At 27.3% G+C, this 18,846-nt stretch carries 26 protein-coding genes; 21 read left to right on the top strand and 5 right to left on the bottom strand.

What is annotated here, in order from left to right:
- Positions 1 to 179 precede the first annotated feature (179 nt).
- From OXH55_RS16540 to OXH55_RS16525, 4 genes are all read left to right on the top strand, one after another.
- Positions 180 to 1,538 (top strand): metallophosphoesterase, encoded by a 1,359-nt coding sequence (locus OXH55_RS16540; RefSeq protein WP_268051167.1) that lies wholly within the window; start codon positions 180 to 182, stop codon positions 1,536 to 1,538.
- A 62-nt stretch (positions 1,539 to 1,600) separates the two neighbouring features.
- On the top strand, positions 1,601 to 2,428 hold the full coding sequence (locus tag OXH55_RS16535) for a MerR family transcriptional regulator (protein ID WP_268051166.1): 828 nt from the start codon (positions 1,601 to 1,603) through the stop codon (positions 2,426 to 2,428).
- A 101-nt stretch (positions 2,429 to 2,529) separates the two neighbouring features.
- Positions 2,530 to 3,894 carry an MATE family efflux transporter gene (locus OXH55_RS16530; protein WP_268051165.1) on the top strand — a complete coding sequence of 455 codons (1,365 nt, stop codon included), beginning with the start codon at positions 2,530 to 2,532 and terminating at the stop codon, positions 3,892 to 3,894.
- Positions 3,895 to 3,913: 19 nt separating this feature from the next.
- Positions 3,914 to 4,420 (top strand): PIN domain-containing protein, encoded by a 507-nt coding sequence (locus OXH55_RS16525; protein WP_268051164.1) that lies wholly within the window; start codon positions 3,914 to 3,916, stop codon positions 4,418 to 4,420.
- Positions 4,421 to 4,440: 20 nt separating this feature from the next.
- Here the strand turns inward: OXH55_RS16525 and OXH55_RS16520 are convergent, their stop codons facing one another.
- Positions 4,441 to 5,076 carry a hypothetical protein gene (locus OXH55_RS16520; protein WP_268051163.1) on the bottom strand — a complete coding sequence of 212 codons (636 nt, stop codon included), beginning with the start codon at positions 5,074 to 5,076 and terminating at the stop codon, positions 4,441 to 4,443.
- A 111-nt stretch (positions 5,077 to 5,187) separates the two neighbouring features.
- On the opposite strand from OXH55_RS16520, the gene OXH55_RS16515 reads away from it, so the two are divergent.
- From OXH55_RS16515 to OXH55_RS16495, 5 genes are all read left to right on the top strand, one after another.
- Entirely contained in the window at positions 5,188 to 5,523 is a 336-nt protein-coding gene (locus tag OXH55_RS16515; protein WP_268051162.1) for a hypothetical protein, read from the top strand.
- A 211-nt stretch (positions 5,524 to 5,734) separates the two neighbouring features.
- Complete coding sequence (locus OXH55_RS16510) at positions 5,735 to 5,989, top strand: DUF3949 domain-containing protein (RefSeq protein WP_268051161.1); 255 nt, start codon at positions 5,735 to 5,737, stop codon at positions 5,987 to 5,989.
- 44 nt (positions 5,990 to 6,033) lie between these two features.
- On the top strand, positions 6,034 to 6,243 hold the full coding sequence (locus tag OXH55_RS16505; RefSeq protein WP_268051160.1) for a hypothetical protein: 210 nt from the start codon (positions 6,034 to 6,036) through the stop codon (positions 6,241 to 6,243).
- 220 nt (positions 6,244 to 6,463) lie between these two features.
- Positions 6,464 to 7,441: a S66 family peptidase gene (locus OXH55_RS16500; RefSeq protein WP_268051159.1), complete on the top strand. Its 978-nt coding sequence runs from the start codon at positions 6,464 to 6,466 to the stop codon at positions 7,439 to 7,441.
- 69 nt (positions 7,442 to 7,510) lie between these two features.
- Positions 7,511 to 8,725: a DUF1835 domain-containing protein gene (locus OXH55_RS16495; RefSeq protein ID WP_268051158.1), complete on the top strand. Its 1,215-nt coding sequence runs from the start codon at positions 7,511 to 7,513 to the stop codon at positions 8,723 to 8,725.
- Between the two features lie 96 nt (positions 8,726 to 8,821).
- Here the strand turns inward: OXH55_RS16495 and OXH55_RS16490 are convergent, their stop codons facing one another.
- The 4 genes from OXH55_RS16490 to OXH55_RS16475 form a co-directional block, all read right to left on the bottom strand.
- On the bottom strand, positions 8,822 to 9,676 hold the full coding sequence (locus OXH55_RS16490; protein ID WP_268051157.1) for a right-handed parallel beta-helix repeat-containing protein: 855 nt from the start codon (positions 9,674 to 9,676) through the stop codon (positions 8,822 to 8,824).
- Positions 9,677 to 9,845: 169 nt separating this feature from the next.
- Positions 9,846 to 10,661 (bottom strand): right-handed parallel beta-helix repeat-containing protein, encoded by an 816-nt coding sequence (locus tag OXH55_RS16485; protein ID WP_268051155.1) that lies wholly within the window; start codon positions 10,659 to 10,661, stop codon positions 9,846 to 9,848.
- Between the two features lie 173 nt (positions 10,662 to 10,834).
- Positions 10,835 to 11,668 (bottom strand): right-handed parallel beta-helix repeat-containing protein, encoded by an 834-nt coding sequence (locus OXH55_RS16480; protein WP_268051154.1) that lies wholly within the window; start codon positions 11,666 to 11,668, stop codon positions 10,835 to 10,837.
- A gap of 172 nt (positions 11,669 to 11,840) precedes the next feature.
- Positions 11,841 to 12,635 (bottom strand): right-handed parallel beta-helix repeat-containing protein, encoded by a 795-nt coding sequence (locus tag OXH55_RS16475; RefSeq protein ID WP_268051153.1) that lies wholly within the window; start codon positions 12,633 to 12,635, stop codon positions 11,841 to 11,843.
- Positions 12,636 to 12,919: 284 nt separating this feature from the next.
- Here OXH55_RS16475 and OXH55_RS16470 point away from each other — a divergent pair, with 284 nt between their 5' ends.
- The 12 genes from OXH55_RS16470 to OXH55_RS16415 all read left to right on the top strand — a co-directional run bounded on the left by OXH55_RS16470 (position 12,920) and on the right by OXH55_RS16415 (position 18,724).
- Entirely contained in the window at positions 12,920 to 13,261 is a 342-nt protein-coding gene (locus tag OXH55_RS16470) for a PadR family transcriptional regulator (RefSeq protein WP_268051152.1), read from the top strand.
- The gene (locus tag OXH55_RS16465; protein ID WP_268051151.1) at positions 13,252 to 14,565 is read left to right on the top strand and encodes an FtsW/RodA/SpoVE family cell cycle protein; all 1,314 of its coding nucleotides are present in this window, start codon (positions 13,252 to 13,254) and stop codon (positions 14,563 to 14,565) included. The genes OXH55_RS16470 and OXH55_RS16465 overlap by 10 nt, the downstream gene beginning before the upstream one ends.
- Before the next feature lie 157 nt (positions 14,566 to 14,722).
- On the top strand, positions 14,723 to 14,890 hold the full coding sequence (locus OXH55_RS16460) for a hypothetical protein (RefSeq protein WP_268051149.1): 168 nt from the start codon (positions 14,723 to 14,725) through the stop codon (positions 14,888 to 14,890).
- Between the two features lie 35 nt (positions 14,891 to 14,925).
- Entirely contained in the window at positions 14,926 to 15,480 is a 555-nt protein-coding gene (locus OXH55_RS16455; protein WP_268051148.1) for a hypothetical protein, read from the top strand.
- Between the two features lie 40 nt (positions 15,481 to 15,520).
- Positions 15,521 to 16,075, top strand: a complete 555-nt coding sequence (locus tag OXH55_RS16450) for a hypothetical protein (RefSeq protein WP_268051147.1) — start codon at positions 15,521 to 15,523, stop codon at positions 16,073 to 16,075.
- Positions 16,076 to 16,236: 161 nt separating this feature from the next.
- Entirely contained in the window at positions 16,237 to 16,551 is a 315-nt protein-coding gene (locus OXH55_RS16445) for a hypothetical protein (protein WP_268051146.1), read from the top strand.
- 58 nt (positions 16,552 to 16,609) lie between these two features.
- Positions 16,610 to 16,819: a PF20097 family protein gene (locus OXH55_RS16440; RefSeq protein WP_268051145.1), complete on the top strand. Its 210-nt coding sequence runs from the start codon at positions 16,610 to 16,612 to the stop codon at positions 16,817 to 16,819.
- An 89-nt stretch (positions 16,820 to 16,908) separates the two neighbouring features.
- The gene (locus OXH55_RS16435; protein WP_268051143.1) at positions 16,909 to 17,148 is read left to right on the top strand and encodes a hypothetical protein; all 240 of its coding nucleotides are present in this window, start codon (positions 16,909 to 16,911) and stop codon (positions 17,146 to 17,148) included.
- A 52-nt stretch (positions 17,149 to 17,200) separates the two neighbouring features.
- Positions 17,201 to 17,353: a hypothetical protein gene (locus OXH55_RS16430; RefSeq protein WP_268051142.1), complete on the top strand. Its 153-nt coding sequence runs from the start codon at positions 17,201 to 17,203 to the stop codon at positions 17,351 to 17,353.
- 54 nt (positions 17,354 to 17,407) lie between these two features.
- Positions 17,408 to 17,869: a hypothetical protein gene (locus OXH55_RS16425; RefSeq protein WP_268051140.1), complete on the top strand. Its 462-nt coding sequence runs from the start codon at positions 17,408 to 17,410 to the stop codon at positions 17,867 to 17,869.
- 36 nt (positions 17,870 to 17,905) lie between these two features.
- Positions 17,906 to 18,055, top strand: coding sequence for a hypothetical protein (locus tag OXH55_RS16420; RefSeq protein ID WP_268051139.1), 150 nt, complete (start codon positions 17,906 to 17,908; stop codon positions 18,053 to 18,055).
- Between the two features lie 3 nt (positions 18,056 to 18,058).
- Positions 18,059 to 18,724, top strand: a complete 666-nt coding sequence (locus OXH55_RS16415; protein ID WP_336296791.1) for an amidohydrolase family protein — start codon at positions 18,059 to 18,061, stop codon at positions 18,722 to 18,724.
- The last annotated feature ends 122 nt before the right edge of the window (positions 18,725 to 18,846 follow it).

The following is an 18,846-nucleotide window of genomic DNA, read 5'->3' as shown; positions in this document are numbered from 1 at the left end:
AAAGAGAAACAGACTTTTGAGTCTGTTTTTTTATATACAATTAATTAAATAGTAATAGGTGCCATTTTTATAGTTTTTAAAACCAAACTTACCTATAGAATTATGAAAAATACTAATAGAATTAATTATAGATAATAAATTTTGATATTATTGAAATAATTAATATATTAGGAGGTAATATGAATACTTACAAAAGGTTATTAATAACTATAGGTTTTATTATTCTCATTCTAACCGGATGTACTAATAATACACAAATGACTATATCTCCGAAATTTAAATCTGGTGAAAAAATCACGTTTTTTGTAACAAATGATATTCACTACTTAGCTGAAGGTTTAAGAGATGAGGGTGAAGCATTTCAGAAATTTTTTATTGATGGAGATGGGAAACAGCTAAATTATATAGATGAAATATTAGAAGCTTTTATAAATGATATTGAACAGAAGAAACCAGAGATTTTGATAATTAGTGGTGATTTAACAAATAATGGAGAAAAACAAAGTCATATTGAGTTAGCAGAGAAGTTAAATAAGATTGAAGAGATGGGAATCTCTGTCTATGTAATTCCTGGCAATCATGATATATTGAATCCATGGGCATTAGGATTTAAAGACAATAAAAGATATTTTGTAGATACTATAACTGATAAAGACTTTAGTAAGATTTATAACAATTTTGGATATAATGAAGCTATTTCAAAAGATAAACATACATTAAGTTATCTTGCAGCTCCCTCAGAGGATACATGGCTATTAATGCTTGATACAAATAAATATTCAGATAATCAAAAGTATGGTCAACCCCAAACAGATGGGATGATTAAAGATGAAACCTTTGAGTGGATACAAGAATGTAGTGAATTAGCAAAAGAAAATGATGCAAAAATTATTACAGTGATGCATCATAACTTATTAGATCATAGTAAGATTATCAGAGCAGGTTTTACAATTAACAATAATAAAGAAGTGTTAGAAAAATTTTCAGACCTAGGTTTGAATTTAGCATTAAGTGGACATGTTCATATTCAGGACATAAGTTCATATGAAAAAATTAGTAAATCAAATGTATCTGAAAAGTTTTTTGATATTGCAACAAGCTCACTTTCAGTGTATCCACAGCAATATGGAATCCTTGACTACTCTCCTGAGTTAAATTCGTATAATTATAGTACTGCATTTGTTGATGTAGAAGGGTGGTCTAAAGAAAAGGGAATACTTGATAAGAATTTAAATGAATTTAAGAAATATTCCTATACTTTTTTTGCGGATAAAGGGTATGATATGGCTTATAAATTTTTAAAAGAAGATAAAAATTATGATGATAGGCAAAAAAATTTAATGGCAGAAACTTTTAAAAAAGTGAATGTAAAATATTTTGAAGGTACAGACAATAATACACAGGAAATTATAAATTCAGAAGGATTTAAGCTATGGGAGGAAGCTAAACCTAGCTTTATAAAGAGCTATATCATGAGTATATATAGCGATGAGGATATTGATGATAATAACTTTCTAATAAAACAGGTGTTTCACTAAGAGCCACAATCTACGAAAAAATATAGTAAACTATATATAGGATTAGGAGAAGGTGAGAAAAAGTGAAAGATAAACTATCAATTGGCGAATTCGCAAAACTAAGAAATGTTACTACTGAAACATTAAGACACTATGATAGAATAGGTTTACTTAAGCCTATTAAAATAGATCCTAAAACTGGATATAGATACTATTCTATTTTACAGCATGAAGAATTAGGAACCATTAAAGAGCTTCGTCAACTAGGCATGAGTATTGATGAAATTAAGAAGTACTTTAATAATAGAAATTTAAAACAGTCTTTCAATATATTAAAAGATAAACATAATGAACTTAGAAAGAGAATTAAAGAATTACAACAATTAGAAGAAAGTATTGGTGAAAAAATTAAACACTTAGAAGATATTTCTCAGGTATCAGATTTTCACGATATAGTTATTAAAGAAATTAAAGAAAGAGAAATAGTTACTTTTGATAAATCTATAAAAAATGAGATTGACTTAGGTTATGCATGTATTGAATTAGAGAATGCATTAAAAGAAATATCACCTATAGTTGCAAGTAATCGCTATGGAACAATTAGAAAACAAAAGGACATAGAGTCTAATAAGTACACAGAATCAGTTGTTATGTTTCTTTTTATTAAAGATAAAGAGAACATTGATGAAAAGTATATTAAAAAAATTCCTAAAGGTACTTATGCTTGCATGTATTATAAAGGAACTATTTGGGATATGGAAGTTAATTTGCAAGAAATGATTGAATATATTAAGAAAGAGGGGTATAGAGTATGTGGTGATGTCCTTCAAATTGTTCAAATAGACATTAGTGTTACAGATCAAAGTGAAGAAGTATTATTCGAAATACAAATACCTGTAAAAAAATATTGACTTTTGTGTAACACAAAGGTTTATAATCTACTCCGTTAGAAAAAAACATAGTCAGTATATAAGTACTGGATGTTTTTTATATTCTTTTGGAGGTAGAGTAAATGAGTGAAAATATATTAGGAAGTGAAAAAATATCTAAATTATTTATTAAGTATTCAATTCCAGCAATAATCTCTATGGTAATAGCAGGTGCGCAAACTATAGTAGATGGGATATTCTTAGGAAATTTTGTTGGACAAAATGCACTGGCTTGTGCCAATTTAGTTCAGCCATTTATGCAGGTAATAATAGGCTGTAGTATGATAATAAGTGTAGGTTCTCTAAGCTTCATAGGAAGAAGTTTGGGAGAAGGTAAAAAAGAAGAAGCACAAAATATATTCAAAACAGCACTTATATGTATTATAATAATATCTTTAATTATAGCAATAACTGGAAGATTATTTAATAGAGAAATTGCAGTATTATTAGGTGCAAATGAAGTATTATTAGATGGTGTATCAACATATGTAAAAACTATAGCTGTATTTGCACCCGTAATGTCTTTAATGTTTCTATTTGGATTTATTGATAGAGTAGTAGGAAAACCAGAATTGTATTTAAAGGGTATGATTTTAAGTTTAGCTACTAATATTTGTTTGAATTATACACTTGTAAAACAACTAGGTTTAGGAATAAAAGGAGCAGCCTTTGCTACAGGAGTAGCATATGTATCAGCATTTTTTATAGTAGTACGTCCTATGTTAAATAAAAAGAATATAGTAAATATATTTAGTGGTAAATTTGATAAATCAACAATAGTACCAATGGCATATAATGGTTCATCAGAAGGAGTAACTGCAATTGCAATAGCAACAACTGCATATGTGTTTAATATGGCATTCATGAAAATAGCTGGGGAAGCTGGGGTTGCAGCATTTACAACAATAAATTATGTATCTCAATTTGGAACATTTATAATGTTTGGTATATCAGATGGAATAGGACCTATACTTAGCTATAATTACGGATACAAAAAATATGATAGAGTAAATGGTACACTAAAGCTAGCAACAAAGATAAATTTAATTGTTGGAGTAATACTATTCTTTATATTATTTTTATTTGGAAAGCAATTAGTATCAATGTTTGTAAGTGGAAACAAAGAGGTGTTAAATTTAGCAGTAGATGGATCAAAAATATATGCATTTTCCTTTTTAATGTGTGGATATAACATAATTAATTCAGGGTATTTTACAGCTATAGGAGATGCTAAAGGATCTATTATAATAGCAGCAAGCAGAGGAATAGTATTTATAATTTTAGGTATAAATATACTTCCTATAATTATAGGAATGAGTGGAGTATGGCTTACAGTTCCATTTGCTGAATGTATTACATTTATTGTAGGTATGTATTTAATTAAAATAAATGATAACTTATTGGGTAATATAAGAAAGGATATAAACTATAAAAACCTAAGTTGTTGATTATAAGGAGAAAAATAACATGGTTAATAAAGAATACCTATTAGATACTAATATAGTTATAAAAATATGGAATGAATATCCTGACTTATTTGAAGCTATGGAAGGTAATGATGAAATTGATTTTAAGATTTATCATCATATAGCTGCAGAATTATCTATAAAAGAATTTAGAGAAGTTAATGGAGTACCAGTACTTACAGATAAATTTCTAAAATTATTGGGACATATAATTAATGAGGATGCAGTTGATTTTGCAGAAATTTGTAAACCTAATGTTTGTATTAAGCATGATGTCAATAAACATATGTATTCTATAAATGGCAATAAACTCTCTAGAAATGACTATAATCTTATTTGTATCTGTGAAAATTATAAACAATATACATTAGTTACCCAAGATAAAAAGATGGTCAATAGTGCAAAGATTATATTAGACCATTCAAGAGTTTTAACTTTCAATGAATTTCTATGTGATTTAAAGACGTTTAATGTAGTTATAAATAAAGATAACAAAGTTCTATTTTGAACTTTGTTATCTTTTAAAAGTTAGATATTTATTGATTTTATAAAACATTTGCGATCATTCTCTACACTTTCTTTAAACCCCATTTTCTTTAAGTATTCAATATGCTCATCTTTTGATGAAAAACTTATAAATTTAGAATAACCTTTATCTATAAAATAGTGTTTATTATGTTCAAACACATATGTGCCAATTTTAAAATCTCTGTATTCTGGTATAACAAAATCAAGCTCTACATTAAGAGTATCTTCATTATAACGTGAACCTATAAATAGTCCTGCTGGCACCATATTTCTTAAGATAAAAAAGCTCACATCGAAATTACTAATATTAAATTTAGCCTTATCAGAGTATTTTTCAATCTCATTTTTATAAAAGTCTAGGAAGTAATCAAAATACTGAGAGTTACCTTCAATAGAAAGAATCTTAAAGTACTCCTTAGATCGATATATCTTTATAAGATGATATATGTTTATTAAGACAATACCAAGATTCATAAATCCTACTGGTAATGCACCAATTAAGAATCCATAAAGAGAAAATATACCAGAACCTAATAAATTAATCCACCTTAGCTTTATTATGGAATTCATTAATAGAGATATTAGAACAAGAAGTGAAGCTAAATAACCCAACCATTCTAACCAGTTAATATTCATTGTATGCCTCCTATCAAAAAACTATTTATAAATATAATTTGTATGAATAGATTTTATTATGTAATTACTTTGAATAGTTATTTGATTATTTTAAAAGGTAGGTGATAGTATTTGAGTGATGAAGAAAGATTTATAACAGAAGGAAAAAAGGTTTTTAAATATAGAGCAATTGCTATTTATTTTTTATATGGGGGTATTGTGATTTCTTTCCCCATATGGGTTGTTTTCAGCACTATATTTGATACAAAGGTAGGCGGATTTTTTGCAATAGCAAGTATAATGATTTCATTTATTATATCTATAGTTTTAGATTTAATATATTGGAAGTGTCCTAAGTGCGAAAGAAATTTTGCTATTAGACATGGGGATATGGATGATATTACTCATTGTCCTTATTGTGGAACAAGATTGAGATATAAAGACTATCCAAATGATAATTATATATGAATAATGAAGATCATAGAAAATAAGCAATATTAAAAGCAAAAGGAAGAAAACAACATGTTTTTCTCAAAAATACAAGAAATTCAGATAAATGGTATTGAAAACGTTATTTGAGTTTATTAAAACTATATAATATAATAAATTCAACATCCAAATAAGATGCAAAAAATCATTAATCAGATTTATTTAAATCATATATAGGGGAGAGATAAACATGGACTTAATTGTTTGTTTTTTAGTGGGTATCATAGTTATTACACTTGGATTAATGGTAGTGGCTCAATATAAATATATTGAAGCAATGGATAAGAGACAAAAAGAGTTAAATATGACACAAGGTGAGATGTATGAAAAAATGTCATTCCAAGAAAATATGCTGCATAGAGGCATTCAATCTAATTTCATTACAGGAGCAATTGCATATTTTTTATACAAATTAATTAATAAAAATAAAAGAACAGAATTTTAATAGGAATATTTAAAATTCAATAGATAATAGGTGGTGAAATTTGTATGAAAATTAGTGAGCGTTCATTAGAAATAATAACAGTTATATTTGCTTATATAGTATCAAGAGGAATATTTAAACTAACTGATTTTAACTATTCAATTTTCAGTGAACCTTTTAACATAATAAAATTTACTATAGATTTTGGAACTTGGATGATTATAAGTTTAGTTATCCTACTAATTCTAAAAAAATGTTTTAAAATTACTAAATAGATTTTAAAATTATAATATACTATGAAAAAGTGCTAATTTATTAGCACTTTTTTTATTTACAAATTATAAAAATATATGTAATGAAATAAAAAGTTTTATGTACTATGCTTAATATTGTTCTTCTATATAATTTAATATATAATTAAATACAATAATTAAGAGAATGAAGTGAAAAATGAACTAAAGAATTCAAAAAATTATTTTTGAAAGGGGAATTAAAATGTTAGCTAATAAATTAAAATTTGGTGATGAAATAAGAGTTATTGCTCCAGCAAGAAGTTTAAGTATAATGAATGATGAATCAAAAGAAATAGCAGTTAAAACCTTAGAAGACATGGGATTCAAAGTGAGTTTTTCTAAGAATTGTGAAGAAATCGATGAGTTTTGTTCTTCATCAATAAAATCTAGAATTGATGACTTACATGAAGCCTTTTTAGATAAAAATGTTAAGGCAATACTAACAGTTATTGGGGGCTATAATTCTAATCAGTTATTAGATTATATAGATTTTGAAATCATAAAAAATAATCCTAAAATAATATGTGGTTATTCAGATATAACTGCTTTAAGTAATGCCATTTATAAAATGACAGGTTTAATTACATACTCTGGCCCGCATTTTTCAAGCTTTGGAATGAAAAAAGGTATAGAATATACAAAAGAATATTTTAAAAAATGTTTAATGGAAGAAACTGAGTTTGAAGTTGAGCCATCAAAACAATGGAGTGATGATTCTTGGTATTTGGACCAAGAGAATAGAGTTTTTTTTGAAAATGAAGGATATGAAGTAATTAATGAAGGAACTGCTAAAGGGAAAATAATTGGTGGAAATCTATGTACATTTAATCTTTTACAAGGTACAAAATATATGCCTGACTTAGAAGATGTAGTTTTATTTATAGAAGATGATGATCTAAGTTCACCAGAAACTTTTGATAGAGATTTACAATCTTTAATTCATCAACCTAATTTTGATAAAGTAAAAGGAATAATACTTGGTAAATTCCAAGTAGATATGAAAATTACGAAAGAACAACTATATAAAATAGTTAAAACAAAACCAATATTGAACAATATACCAGTAATTGCTGAAGTGAATTTTGGGCATACAACTCCACAAATAACTTTTCCAATAGGTGGTGAAGCAGAAATAATTGCTAATGAGAAAAATGTAAAGATTAAAATTAATAAACATTAATTCTACATTAGACTAACTTGTTGTTACATTGTTTCATATTACAAATTTTCAATTAAAGGGGATAGAAGTATGAGTAAATATGTTCATATTGTATTTGGAGATTCAGCTAGAGGAAGTTTAAGATATTTTATTGAAAACAATCCAAATGAATACAACGGAAGTATAATAGGTATAAGAGAAGATTATTCAATAGGACCAATTTATGAAATTGAGACTGAAGTAGGAATGATAAAAAGAATAGAATATTTTACAGATATTTTAAAGAAGGTTTCAGCTTATGAATATCTTGAACATATTAAGGAAGATTTTATTGAAATACATGAAGATATAAGAAATATTGAGCAGGATTCAAAGATTGTAATATGGCATGGAGAAAACACTAATGACCAAGTTGGATTAAGATGTTTAGTTTCTTTATTAAAAAATAGAGATTTATATGAGGTTAATGTTTCAGAGTCATATGTACGAGGGTATAATGATAATGAATACATACCAAGAGCTTTAGCGGAGTGCAGTCCAGAAGAGATACATAACATTATTTCTAAAATTAAAAAGATAGATAAAGAAAGATGTAATAATTTGATTGATGACTGGGAAGTTCTAAGAAACTCTAAAGAAAATTTGAGAATATTAAAGGACAATAAAATAGTTGGAGTAGATGAAAGCTATTATGATAATGATATATTATATAATTGTACTTTGAGTTTTAGAAAAGCTGCTAGAATTATTGGAGATACTATGGGTAAATCAGAACAGCTTGTTGGGGATTTATATATTGATTATAGAGTAAGAAAGTTAATTGAGAGTGGAAAAATTGAATACAGGGGAAAGCTTGCTGCCATGAGAGAGTTTGAAGCAAGGTTAATAGGAGATTTAAATGAATTCTTTTCTGATATATTTAATATGAATTGCGAAATAGATGGAGATGGTTTCTATCACTATTTATTGGAAGAGAAAGATGATAATTTAGAAGTTGATACAACACATATAACTAAGTGGGATACAGTTGATTTATCTAATAAATTAATATTAGATTATAATGAAGATAATTTATTTTCTTTAAGTTGGTTTAAAGAAGGCAGAAACCTAATTAGTATAAATCATATTAGGGTAAGCAATATAGAATATAGAACGGAAGAATATGAAGATAATAATGGTGAATTAGTAAGAGAAGAAGCTATAATAATTTTTGCAGATAGCTTATTAGATAGATATTTAGAGATAAAAATTAGACCGTATATTAGTGTTAGTTTGAGAATTGATTTTAAGAACTTTGATGATTAAGAAGCAATATAATTTGATATTATGAAGCAAACATAAGAGAAAACTTAGGTGTTAGCCTAAGTTTTTTCTATTTGAATTAAAATCTATTGTTTAATTTTAAGGTGTAAGTTCTTCTATTGTGTTCTTAGAGAAAGTATTGCAACTTAAATCTAAAATATTAATTACGCCAGCATCTGTTCTAGTATCCACTCTAATCATATTTCTAGAAATTGAGTTGTTCTTTGAAGAATTAATAGAAAATACTTGACTTGTATCACTATCTATAAGATTTCTACTTATTAAGTTGTTATTTGAATTCTCTAAACTAAAATCAGTGTCGGTATTACGCCATATTTGGTTACTAATAAGATTGTTATTGTGGGAATCTTGAATTTTTATTCCATTATGAGAGTTCCAGATTCTATTTTTAGTTATATCGTTGCAATTACTACTGTTAAGAATCCGAACTCCATAGGCCTCAATATTATTAAACTCACATTGACATATAGTATTATTGCTACCGAAACTAATCCAAACTCCAGTAGCACCAGTAGGATTCCCAATATGACTAAACGCACAATGAGATATAGTATTATTACTACCGTTAGAAATACTAACTCCACTACCATCAGCTATACCACTATCAATATCACTAAACGCACATTGAGATATAGTATTATTACTACTACCATTATCAATGAAAAGTTCAGTATTATAGTGTCTAATAGTAAACCCTTCAATTTTTACATTACTGCAGCCACTCACATGGAATGCAGGTTCAGATAAAGTTGTAGGAGTTTCTCCATCAAGAACTACATTAGAACCATCTGCTATGATGTGAAGATTATCTTTAGTAATAGATACCGCTTCATTATAGGAACCATCTTTAACTCTAATTTCATCTCCTGGTGATGCAGCATCAACAGCATCTTGAATTTTAGTATAATCATCTGGAACATAAATTATTGCCATAAAATCTCACCTCACTATATATTATGTAGACAAGCCTTTGTGGGTGTTCTCATAAAACAGTTCATTATTAAAAAATAAACAGATTATTTTAAAAGTGAGGCGATAAATAAAAAACTTAGGTGATAAAGCCTAAGTTTTCTCTGTTTGAATTAGAATCTATTATTTAATTTTAAGTTGTAAGTTCTTCTATTGTATTATTGGATAAAGTTGTACTACCTGACTGTACAATTGATTTAGAACCTGAACCTACCCTAATCATATTTCTAGAAATTGAGTTGTGATTTGAAGATTTAACATAAATTGCTTTGTCTGTATCACTATCTATAAGATTTCTACTTATTAAGTTGTTATTTGAATTCTCTAAACTAAAATCAGTGTCGGTATTACTCCATATTTGGTTACTAATAAGATTGTTGTTATGGGAATTTGAAAGGATTATTCCATTATTACCAGAGTACCATATTCTATTTTTAGTTATATCGTTACAATTAGTATCTTCAAGTTTTATTGATGCATATTCACTATCTCCTTCCGTATTACATTGAGTAAAATTACATTGAGATATGGTATTATTACTACCGTTATAAATAAAAACTCCATACTTATTAATATCACATAGATATATAGTATTATTACTACTGTTACTAATAAAAACTGTGCTATAGATACATTCATTAAACTCACATTGAGATATAGTATTATTATTATCGCTATAATAAACTCCAGTACTATAGAATATAATAGTAAACCCTTCAATTTTTATATTACTGTAGCCATCCACAGTGAATGCTGTAGAAGGAGAAGATATACTACTTCCATCAAGAACTACATTAGAACCATCTGCTACGATGTGAAGATTATCTTTATCAATAGATACCTCTTCATTATAGGAACCATCTTTAACTCTAATTTCATCTCCTGGTGATGCAGCAGTAACAGCAGCTTGAATTGTAGTATAATCATCTGGAACATAAATTGTTGTCATATAATATCACCTCACATTATATATTATGTAGACAAGCCTTTATGGGTGTTTTCATAAAACAGTTAATTATTAAAAAAATAAACAGATTATTTTAAAAGTAAGGCGATAAATAAAAAAACTTAGGTGATAAATCCTAAGTTTTCTCTATTTGAATTAGAATCTATTGTTTAATTTTAAGGTGTAAGTTCTTCTATTGAGTTATTGGATAAAGTTATACTACCTGACTGTACAATTGCTTTAGAACCTGAACCTACCCTAATCATATTTCTAGAAATTGAGTTGTTAATTGAAGATTTAATATAAATTGTTCTGTCTCCATTACTGTCTATAAGATTTCTACTTATTAAGTTGTTATTTGAATTCTCTAAATAAAAATCAATGCCGGTATTACTCCATATTTGGTTACTAATAAAATTGTTGTTATGGGAATTTGAAAGTATTATTCCATTATACGAGTCCCATATTCTATTTTTAGTTATATCGTTGCAATTGGCATCTTCAAGTTTTATTGGTGCATATTCACTATCTCCTTCCGTATTACATTGAGTAAAATCACATTGAGATATAGTATTATTACTACTGTTATAAATCCTAACTCCAGTAGCACCAACACGACTCTTAATATCACTAAACGCACATTGACATATAGTATTATTACTACCGTTATAAATCCTAACTCCAGCAGCATCAGCATAACCACTAATATCACTAAACGCACATTGAGATATAGTATTATTACTACCATTATAAATCTTAATTCCAGTATAATAGCTTCTAATAGTAAACCCTTCAATTTTTACATTACTGCAGCCATCCAAAAGGAATGTTGTACCACTTCCATCAAGAACTACATTAGAACCATCTGCTATGATGTGAAGATTATCTTTAGTAATAGATACCTCTTCATTATAGGAACCATCTTTAACTCTAATTTTATCTCCTGGTGATGCAGCATCAACAGCATCTTGAATTTTAGTATAATCATCTGGAACATAAATTGTTGCCATATAATATCACCTCACATTATATATTATGTAGACAAGCCTTTATGGGTGTTTTTATAAAATAGTTTATTATTAAAAAAATAAACAGATTATTTTAAAAGTGAGGTGATAAATAAAAAACTTAGGTGATAAAGCCTAAGTTTTCTCTATTTAAATTAGAATCTATTGTTTAATTTTAAGTTGTAAGTTCTTCTATTGTGTTATTGGATAAAGTTGTACCACTTGAATCTACAATGTCAATTGGTGTTGAACCTGCGTCAGTATCTACTTTAATCATATTTCTAGAAAGATTGTTATTGTTTGAAGCGTTAATATAAATTGCATGGGTATTGTGTCCAGCAGCACCTTCTATAAAGTTTCTGATAATATGATTGTTATTTGCATTTTCCAAGCTGATTCCGGTAAATGCATTACCAGTTATTTGATTACAAGCGAGATTGTTATTGTGCGAATGTGTAATTTTTATTCCATTTAACTCATTTATACTGTTTTTAGTAATATCATTACAACCATTAGAAGGATAGGTTGGTGATACACCTCCAATTACTATTGCATCTCCAGTACTTGTTGTAAACTCACATTTAGTTATAGTATTATTACTACTTGTTCCTGTAATATTAACTCCAGTGGTAGTTATATTAATAAAATTACATTTATTTATAATAGTATTAGCACTGTTCTCAATCTTAATTCCTTGTGTATAGTCCTGAATCTTAAAACCTTCAATTCTTACATTGCTGCAGCCATTCACATGGAATGCAGGTCCAGATAGAGTTGTAGGAGTATTTCCATCAAGAAATACATCAGCATTATATGCTAAGATGCGAAGATTATCTTTAGTAATAGATACCTCTTCATTATAGCCACTTGCATTATATTTAACTATAATTGTATCTCCTGGTTTTACAGCTGTATCATTAACAGCAGCGTTAATTGAACTATAATCATCTGGAACATAAAATGTTGCCATATAATATCACCTCACACTACATATTACGTAGACAAGCTTTGAACTGTTACAGATGAAGAGCTAAATATCAAACGCTAAAAAAAAGATAGATAAATAAAGATATTCTTTCCGTGAAGTTCATTTATGAGTTCAGAGAAAATTTTTAAATTATCGAAGCTTTTTTCTCCGTCAAAAATATTTACTTAATGTAAAAATATGCTATAATTATACCTAGAAATACGATACATAGATTTACGAGGTATAATAAAGATAACTTAAAATATCATTACTTGGAGGTGACAATAATGAAAATTAATAAAGAATTACTTAAAGGAAGTACCGTAATTCTAATTTTAAAACTCTTAGATAAAAAGCCCATGTATGGTTATGAGATGATTAAGGAAATTGAAGAAAAATCCAGTGGTATTTTTACATTTAAAGAAGGGACCCTATATCCTATTTTACATACCTTGGAGAGAGAAGGTTTGGTAGAGGCATATTGGAATCAAAGCGAAGGCAAACGAAGAAGAAAATATTATAAGATTACTGATGAAGGTAAACTATCACTAAAGAAAAAGCAGGAGGAATGGACTACTTTCCGTTCAACTGTAGATAAAATCTTGTGGGAGGGGATCGTGTGTCAGTAGATAAAAATTCTAATGTTAATGAGTATTTAGATCGAGTATGTTCATACATTAAATATAAAGAAGCTCATGCAGAAATAAAAGAAGAATTAATTTCTCATATTGAAGAAATAGAAGAAGAATATCTGGATAATGATATTTCAGAAGATAAAGCATTAATTAAAGCTATAGAGCGTATGGGAGATGCAGAGGAAGTAGGAAAACAGCTGAATTTAGCGCATAAAGGTACTCCAGATTTGATAACTTTAATTTTGACTTTAGTTTTAGTGAATATAGGGGTAGTATTAATGTATTTTATGGAAAACAGTGGATTACTTCGAAGCACAGAATACATGTTTAACAACAGTATTAAATATGCTCTTGCTGGAACAGCATCAGTAATTTTATTGTATTATTTTGATTACAGGAAATTAGAAAAATATTCAAATTACATGTTCATAGGCTTCTTTATGCTTTGTGTATTTCTTATGAGTATAGGTACAACTATGCATGGGCAAGTTGTGATTTATATAGGAGATTATCCTTTTAATTTTATAGATGTTAGTCCATATGTATTTATAATTGCTTTAGCAGGTATTTTCAATAATTGGGATTGGAGCAGAAAAATAAATTTGATTAAAGCATTTGCTTATTTAATATGTCCTATGATAATTATGTTCCTAGGAGTATCATTAACTTCATGCGGAATATATTTTGTGGCGTTTATAGTTTTAGCAGTAAAATCAGGATTAAATAAAAAATATGCTTTTTTGTTGATTGGATTTAATATTATGATTTTTGTAATGTGTATATTTACAGAGCCTTATAGAATAAAAAGATTTTTTGCTTTTTTACACCCTCTTTCTGATCCAAGAGGAAACACATATACTAATTCACTTATATACAATATAATACATTCATCAGGAATGTTTGGGCATGGAAAAGCTTTTCTGGAATATTCATTTCCTGGTATACATTCAGAGTATATATTCAATTACATAGTTTATACCTTTGGATGGATAGGGGCAGCTGTATTAATTACACTTATTATTGCTTTTATAATGAGAATATTACACATAACAAATAAAATTCATGATGGATATGGTAAGTTACTTATAAGTGGTTTAGTAAGTATATTTATAGTTCAGTACTTACTCAATATACTTATAAATGTTAATTTAGCACCTACTGTATCAGTAACTCTACCATTTATAAGTTACGGAGGAGCAATGTGTTTATTTAATATGATATCGGTAGGAATTATATTAAGTGTTTATAGACGAAGAAGCTTATCAGTGAACAATAATAAAAGTGCAATAAAAAATTAAATAAATTTGTATATTATAAAGTAAAGGGATTCTACATTAAATTTTAAGTGTAGAATCCCTTTACTTAAGCTTATTATTGTTTATAAGCTTAATTGTTATTTTTATATCAAAGTGGTATTATTTTTATATATTACAAATTATTAGGAGGGTGTTTACAATGGCATATTATTCTGGATTTTCAATGATTATTATATTAATATATCTTGCATTCTTAGGCGCTGGTATATACGGGTTTGTATTATTTGTTAAACTTGCTCACAGAGGAATAAGGGCACTTGATATTTATATAGACAAAAATAATAAAAATATAAGTGAAAAAGAATAGCAGAGAAAAAGACAATGCATTTAGGGGGAAGCAGTATGTACAAGAATTCTTTTAAGCTATTAATATGGGGGATTATATTTTCAACTATCTCAGTTCCTATAACAAAATATGATTTTAAAATTCTACCTAATTTTTTAGGATACATTTTATTTCTTATTGCTTTTATAAAATTAAAAGATAGTAGTGAGCATTTTAAGAAGTTAATATATCTTATGATTCCATTTATACCTTTAGCTTTATTTAGTTATTTTTATAAATATCTAACATTTCATATGGGATTAAGTATGTCAAACTTAGTGACATCGAGTTTGACGGTTATTGAAAGTATATTTCAATTTATAATGTTATTTCACATATTTATGGGAATACAAGAAATGGCGAATTCTATAGAAGCATCTGATATAGGAGATAGAAGTGCAAAATTATGGGATATGAATATAAAACTAATTGTATTTTCACTAGTAGGAGCATTATTTATGATAGTACCTTTTTTAGATATAATCGTGTTATTAGGGCTACTTGTATATTCATTATATGTAACAGTTAAAACAGTGTCTTTATTTATTGATTGCTCAAATAGGTTTAAGTAGGAATGACTTAATAAGTTCAAATTAAAGAGGTAAGAATAGTATGAAAAAAATTACTGGTGTTAGTAGGATATTAGTTTTATTAGGTTATTTTACAATAATGTTTTTGATTCTTTATCATAATAGAGTTAGACACATCAAGCAAACTGCTGCAGAGCAAATTGAATTTAACATTAATGAAGCATCAAACATATTAAAGGAAACATGGAAACCATTGAAAAATTTAAATAATGATTTGACTAAAAATAATACAAATAATTATATAGTCAGTAAAGAGGAGTTTATAAAAATTTTAGAAAACAGAAGGAATAAAGAAATAGCTGTAAATATAGCTTCTAATCTGCTAGAAAAATCAGAAGATGGGAAATTTAATATTAAGCATAATATATTTATTCCCACAATTTATGATGATGAGGTTTCTATTAAAAAGGCGTATATTAAAAAGTATACGTATCTAGATAAAGAAGAACTAGTAATTGAGGAAAGTGGCAAATATGAAAGATGGGGACAATTTGATAGAAAAAATATTTATGAAAAAAGTGATAAAGGAATGTGGGCTCTTAAAAGCATAAGTGGAGTTATGAATTATGGGTGGTAGTCAAAGGATAGGGTAATATGTGTTTATAGTTTTTGCACATTACTCTATATAAAGAAATAGTGTATTAATAAGCAGAAATGAAGAAAGGTGAAAAATGTGGAAGGATCAACTGAGCAAAAAGGAATATCTATTTAAGTAAAAATATATTGGGGGAAATTGAAATGACAAAACTAAATAACGGTGAACAATCACAATCAAAGATTTGGAAAGTTATAAGTATATTCCCCATTGGTATAGCTATATTTCAAATATTACTTATCTTAAATTGGCTTTTTCAAATAACACCCTTTCAAAAATTAGAGGGACTACCCTTATTACTTACTCCGTTCATAAGCACAGTAGGTATTATTTTTGCTATTATAGCTCTTCAAAAAGATTACAACAGAATTATTAAACTGGGAATTATAACTAACTGTATATTATTCTTTCTACCATGGATATATTGGTATGTTGGAACACTTATTTTTGGACCTTAAGTATTCTTAGTGATACGAATATTTATATATTGTGAATATGTGGGAGGGGAGAAACTGTATGAAGTTAGAGTGTCCTTACTGTAAAGGTGACTTAATAAAAGGTTTTATTGATAGTGGATTACACAGCCTTAAGTGGCATAATGAAAATATGGGGCTGCTTGAAAAAGTAACTGTATTTGGTGGAGAAGTATTAAGTGATTGTATAAGGGTTAAATGCTATAGGCGTAAAAATTGCAATAAGATTATAATTGACTTAAATGAATTGTAAAGTATAAATTAATTATTTAAATGTATTCTTATTTAATGAAACGACTTAAAAAGATATAATAATTTGATTAACTTTGTGGGAGGGAAAATATGACTGACGTTATTTATATATTAGTATTAGTAGCCTTAATAATACATGAATGTTACTGGAGACCTAAAGTCTGTAATAAAAAAATTCAAAGTCATATAAGAAAAATTGGTGGAGAAGTAGTTGATATTGAATCACTTAGCTGGCGAGAGTCAATATATAAGGTACAATATAGAATAGGAGATAAAATCGAGAATTCTGTTGTGAAATTTGATTTCATATATGAACAGGAGTGGAGATAAATAAACCATTAAAGGAATAAAAGATGAAAGCTTAAGACAGTTCAATCGATTTATGGATGAGGATAATGTCATTCTTTTTGATGGTAAATCAAAAACTCAAGCAACTTATATATACAATTTAAAAGATAAAAGCACTGAAAAGATTGAAGGTATATTACAGTATTTTAAACAGGACGATAAATTTGTTAAAATATTTAAGATTTAGTTAAAATTTTTCAATATAAATTTATTAATATATGTTATACGAGGGATATAATATATGCGGAATTATAAAATAAATAAATCAAAAATTTTAAAAGTATTGTTAGTAATAATAGTGTTATTATCACTTCATGGATGTTCAAGAGAGTCTAGAGGAGTTGGAATGCCATGCGTTGCAGGATTTACATATGAACAAGCCCCAAAAGGTGAAAAAATAAAAAAAGATATAATTTCAAATGTACAAATGAGAGAATTCTATTGTGGAATATTAAGTGGAACTTATGGGAGTTTTTTTATAGAGAAGAATAGTGTTTCATTTAATATACTGAAACTTAATTTAAAAGATAAAAAAGCTAATTTAAGAGATGTAAAAAATCATTCATATAAAGGCACTGCTAAATATAAAAATAAGAAATATAATTTGGATATTATAATAAAGTGGCATGGGTTTGGAGCCACGGTGATTGGAACTTTATATGATAAGTCAAACAAAAATCAAATAAAATTTGAGATAAATTGAATCTAATTTACATAAAAAAGGTAGGAGACACGTTTTATGATTATAGATGGACATGCACATGCTTGTGGTACATATGCCAATGGTGACAACATCATAAAGTATTTAGACTTGCATGGAATAGATATAGTTGTATTGTGCGCAGGAGAACCAGAAAGCAAAAAAAATTATGCTTATCCAATGTTATAAGATATATTTAAAAGTGCAAACTTAGGGTACTTTTTCAATAAGATTATCTGTGTTGTAACAAAAATAAGTGGGGCATCTGCTCACATTGATGAGCAAAACAAAGTTGTATACGATATTTCAAGAGAATATCCTGAAAGAATACTGAATACTTATTGGACAAATCCTTTAGATGAGGATTGCCTTGAAAAACTCAATAAATATTACCAATTGTATCACTTTAGAATGATTAAAATGCATCAATGTTGGAACAGATTTGATATTTGTAATCATAAAAGCATTAAAATTATTAAATGGGCAACAGACAAAAACATTCCTATTTTTATACATCTATTATCAGAAGAACAAGTGTTGCAGTTTATCAAGGTAACAAATAGATTTCAGGATACTACGTTTATCGTTGCGCATATGATTGGTTTTGAAAAAATAAATAAAAGTACTAAAAATCCTAATGTATATTATGATTTGTCTGCACCACAGTTATATCCAATTAAAATACTTAAAAAGGCTTTTAAGGCAGTTGGAAGTACAAAGCTGATTTTAGGGTCAGATACTCCTTATGGAATTGATAATATTGAGAAGATACAAAACAGATTAAAACAATTATTATTATCCCAGAAAGATTTAGATAATATAATGGGGAATAATCTTGCGAAACTATTAAAGATGTAAAGATTATGAACATAATTTATGGTTTCAGTTAGGTTACAATATAAAGATATTACGTCGCAAGAATATATAACATTTTAAGACGAAATTGTTTAATATTATGAAGTAATGATTTATAGAATATG

This window comes from Clostridium ganghwense, assembly GCF_026735165.1.
Classification (GTDB): domain Bacteria; phylum Bacillota; class Clostridia; order Clostridiales; family Clostridiaceae; genus Clostridium_H; species Clostridium_H ganghwense.
This window is presented reverse-complemented; position numbering and strand designations above follow the sequence as displayed.

Coding starts and splice junctions, on each gene's coding strand:
- OXH55_RS16485 (WP_268051155.1), bottom strand. CDS start 10,661: ATGACAACAATTTATGTTCCAGATGATTATACTACAATTCAAGCTGCT.
- OXH55_RS16420 (WP_268051139.1), top strand. CDS start 17,906: ATGATTATAGATGGACATGCACATGCTTGTGGTACATATGCCAATGGT.
- OXH55_RS16440 (WP_268051145.1), top strand. CDS start 16,610: ATGAAGTTAGAGTGTCCTTACTGTAAAGGTGACTTAATAAAAGGTTTT.
- OXH55_RS16455 (WP_268051148.1), top strand. CDS start 14,926: ATGTACAAGAATTCTTTTAAGCTATTAATATGGGGGATTATATTTTCA.
- OXH55_RS16430 (WP_268051142.1), top strand. CDS start 17,201: ATGGATGAGGATAATGTCATTCTTTTTGATGGTAAATCAAAAACTCAA.
- OXH55_RS16435 (WP_268051143.1), top strand. CDS start 16,909: ATGACTGACGTTATTTATATATTAGTATTAGTAGCCTTAATAATACAT.
- OXH55_RS16540 (WP_268051167.1), top strand. CDS start 180: ATGAATACTTACAAAAGGTTATTAATAACTATAGGTTTTATTATTCTC.
- OXH55_RS16470 (WP_268051152.1), top strand. CDS start 12,920: ATGAAAATTAATAAAGAATTACTTAAAGGAAGTACCGTAATTCTAATT.
- OXH55_RS16520 (WP_268051163.1), bottom strand. CDS start 5,076: ATGAATATTAACTGGTTAGAATGGTTGGGTTATTTAGCTTCACTTCTT.
- OXH55_RS16445 (WP_268051146.1), top strand. CDS start 16,237: ATGACAAAACTAAATAACGGTGAACAATCACAATCAAAGATTTGGAAA.
- OXH55_RS16450 (WP_268051147.1), top strand. CDS start 15,521: ATGAAAAAAATTACTGGTGTTAGTAGGATATTAGTTTTATTAGGTTAT.
- OXH55_RS16500 (WP_268051159.1), top strand. CDS start 6,464: ATGTTAGCTAATAAATTAAAATTTGGTGATGAAATAAGAGTTATTGCT.
- OXH55_RS16495 (WP_268051158.1), top strand. CDS start 7,511: ATGAGTAAATATGTTCATATTGTATTTGGAGATTCAGCTAGAGGAAGT.
- OXH55_RS16510 (WP_268051161.1), top strand. CDS start 5,735: ATGGACTTAATTGTTTGTTTTTTAGTGGGTATCATAGTTATTACACTT.
- OXH55_RS16425 (WP_268051140.1), top strand. CDS start 17,408: ATGCGGAATTATAAAATAAATAAATCAAAAATTTTAAAAGTATTGTTA.
- OXH55_RS16490 (WP_268051157.1), bottom strand. CDS start 9,676: ATGGCAATAATTTATGTTCCAGATGATTATACTAAAATTCAAGATGCT.
- OXH55_RS16460 (WP_268051149.1), top strand. CDS start 14,723: ATGGCATATTATTCTGGATTTTCAATGATTATTATATTAATATATCTT.
- OXH55_RS16530 (WP_268051165.1), top strand. CDS start 2,530: ATGAGTGAAAATATATTAGGAAGTGAAAAAATATCTAAATTATTTATT.
- OXH55_RS16480 (WP_268051154.1), bottom strand. CDS start 11,668: ATGGCAACAATTTATGTTCCAGATGATTATACTAAAATTCAAGATGCT.
- OXH55_RS16525 (WP_268051164.1), top strand. CDS start 3,914: ATGGTTAATAAAGAATACCTATTAGATACTAATATAGTTATAAAAATA.
- OXH55_RS16475 (WP_268051153.1), bottom strand. CDS start 12,635: ATGGCAACATTTTATGTTCCAGATGATTATAGTTCAATTAACGCTGCT.
- OXH55_RS16505 (WP_268051160.1), top strand. CDS start 6,034: ATGAAAATTAGTGAGCGTTCATTAGAAATAATAACAGTTATATTTGCT.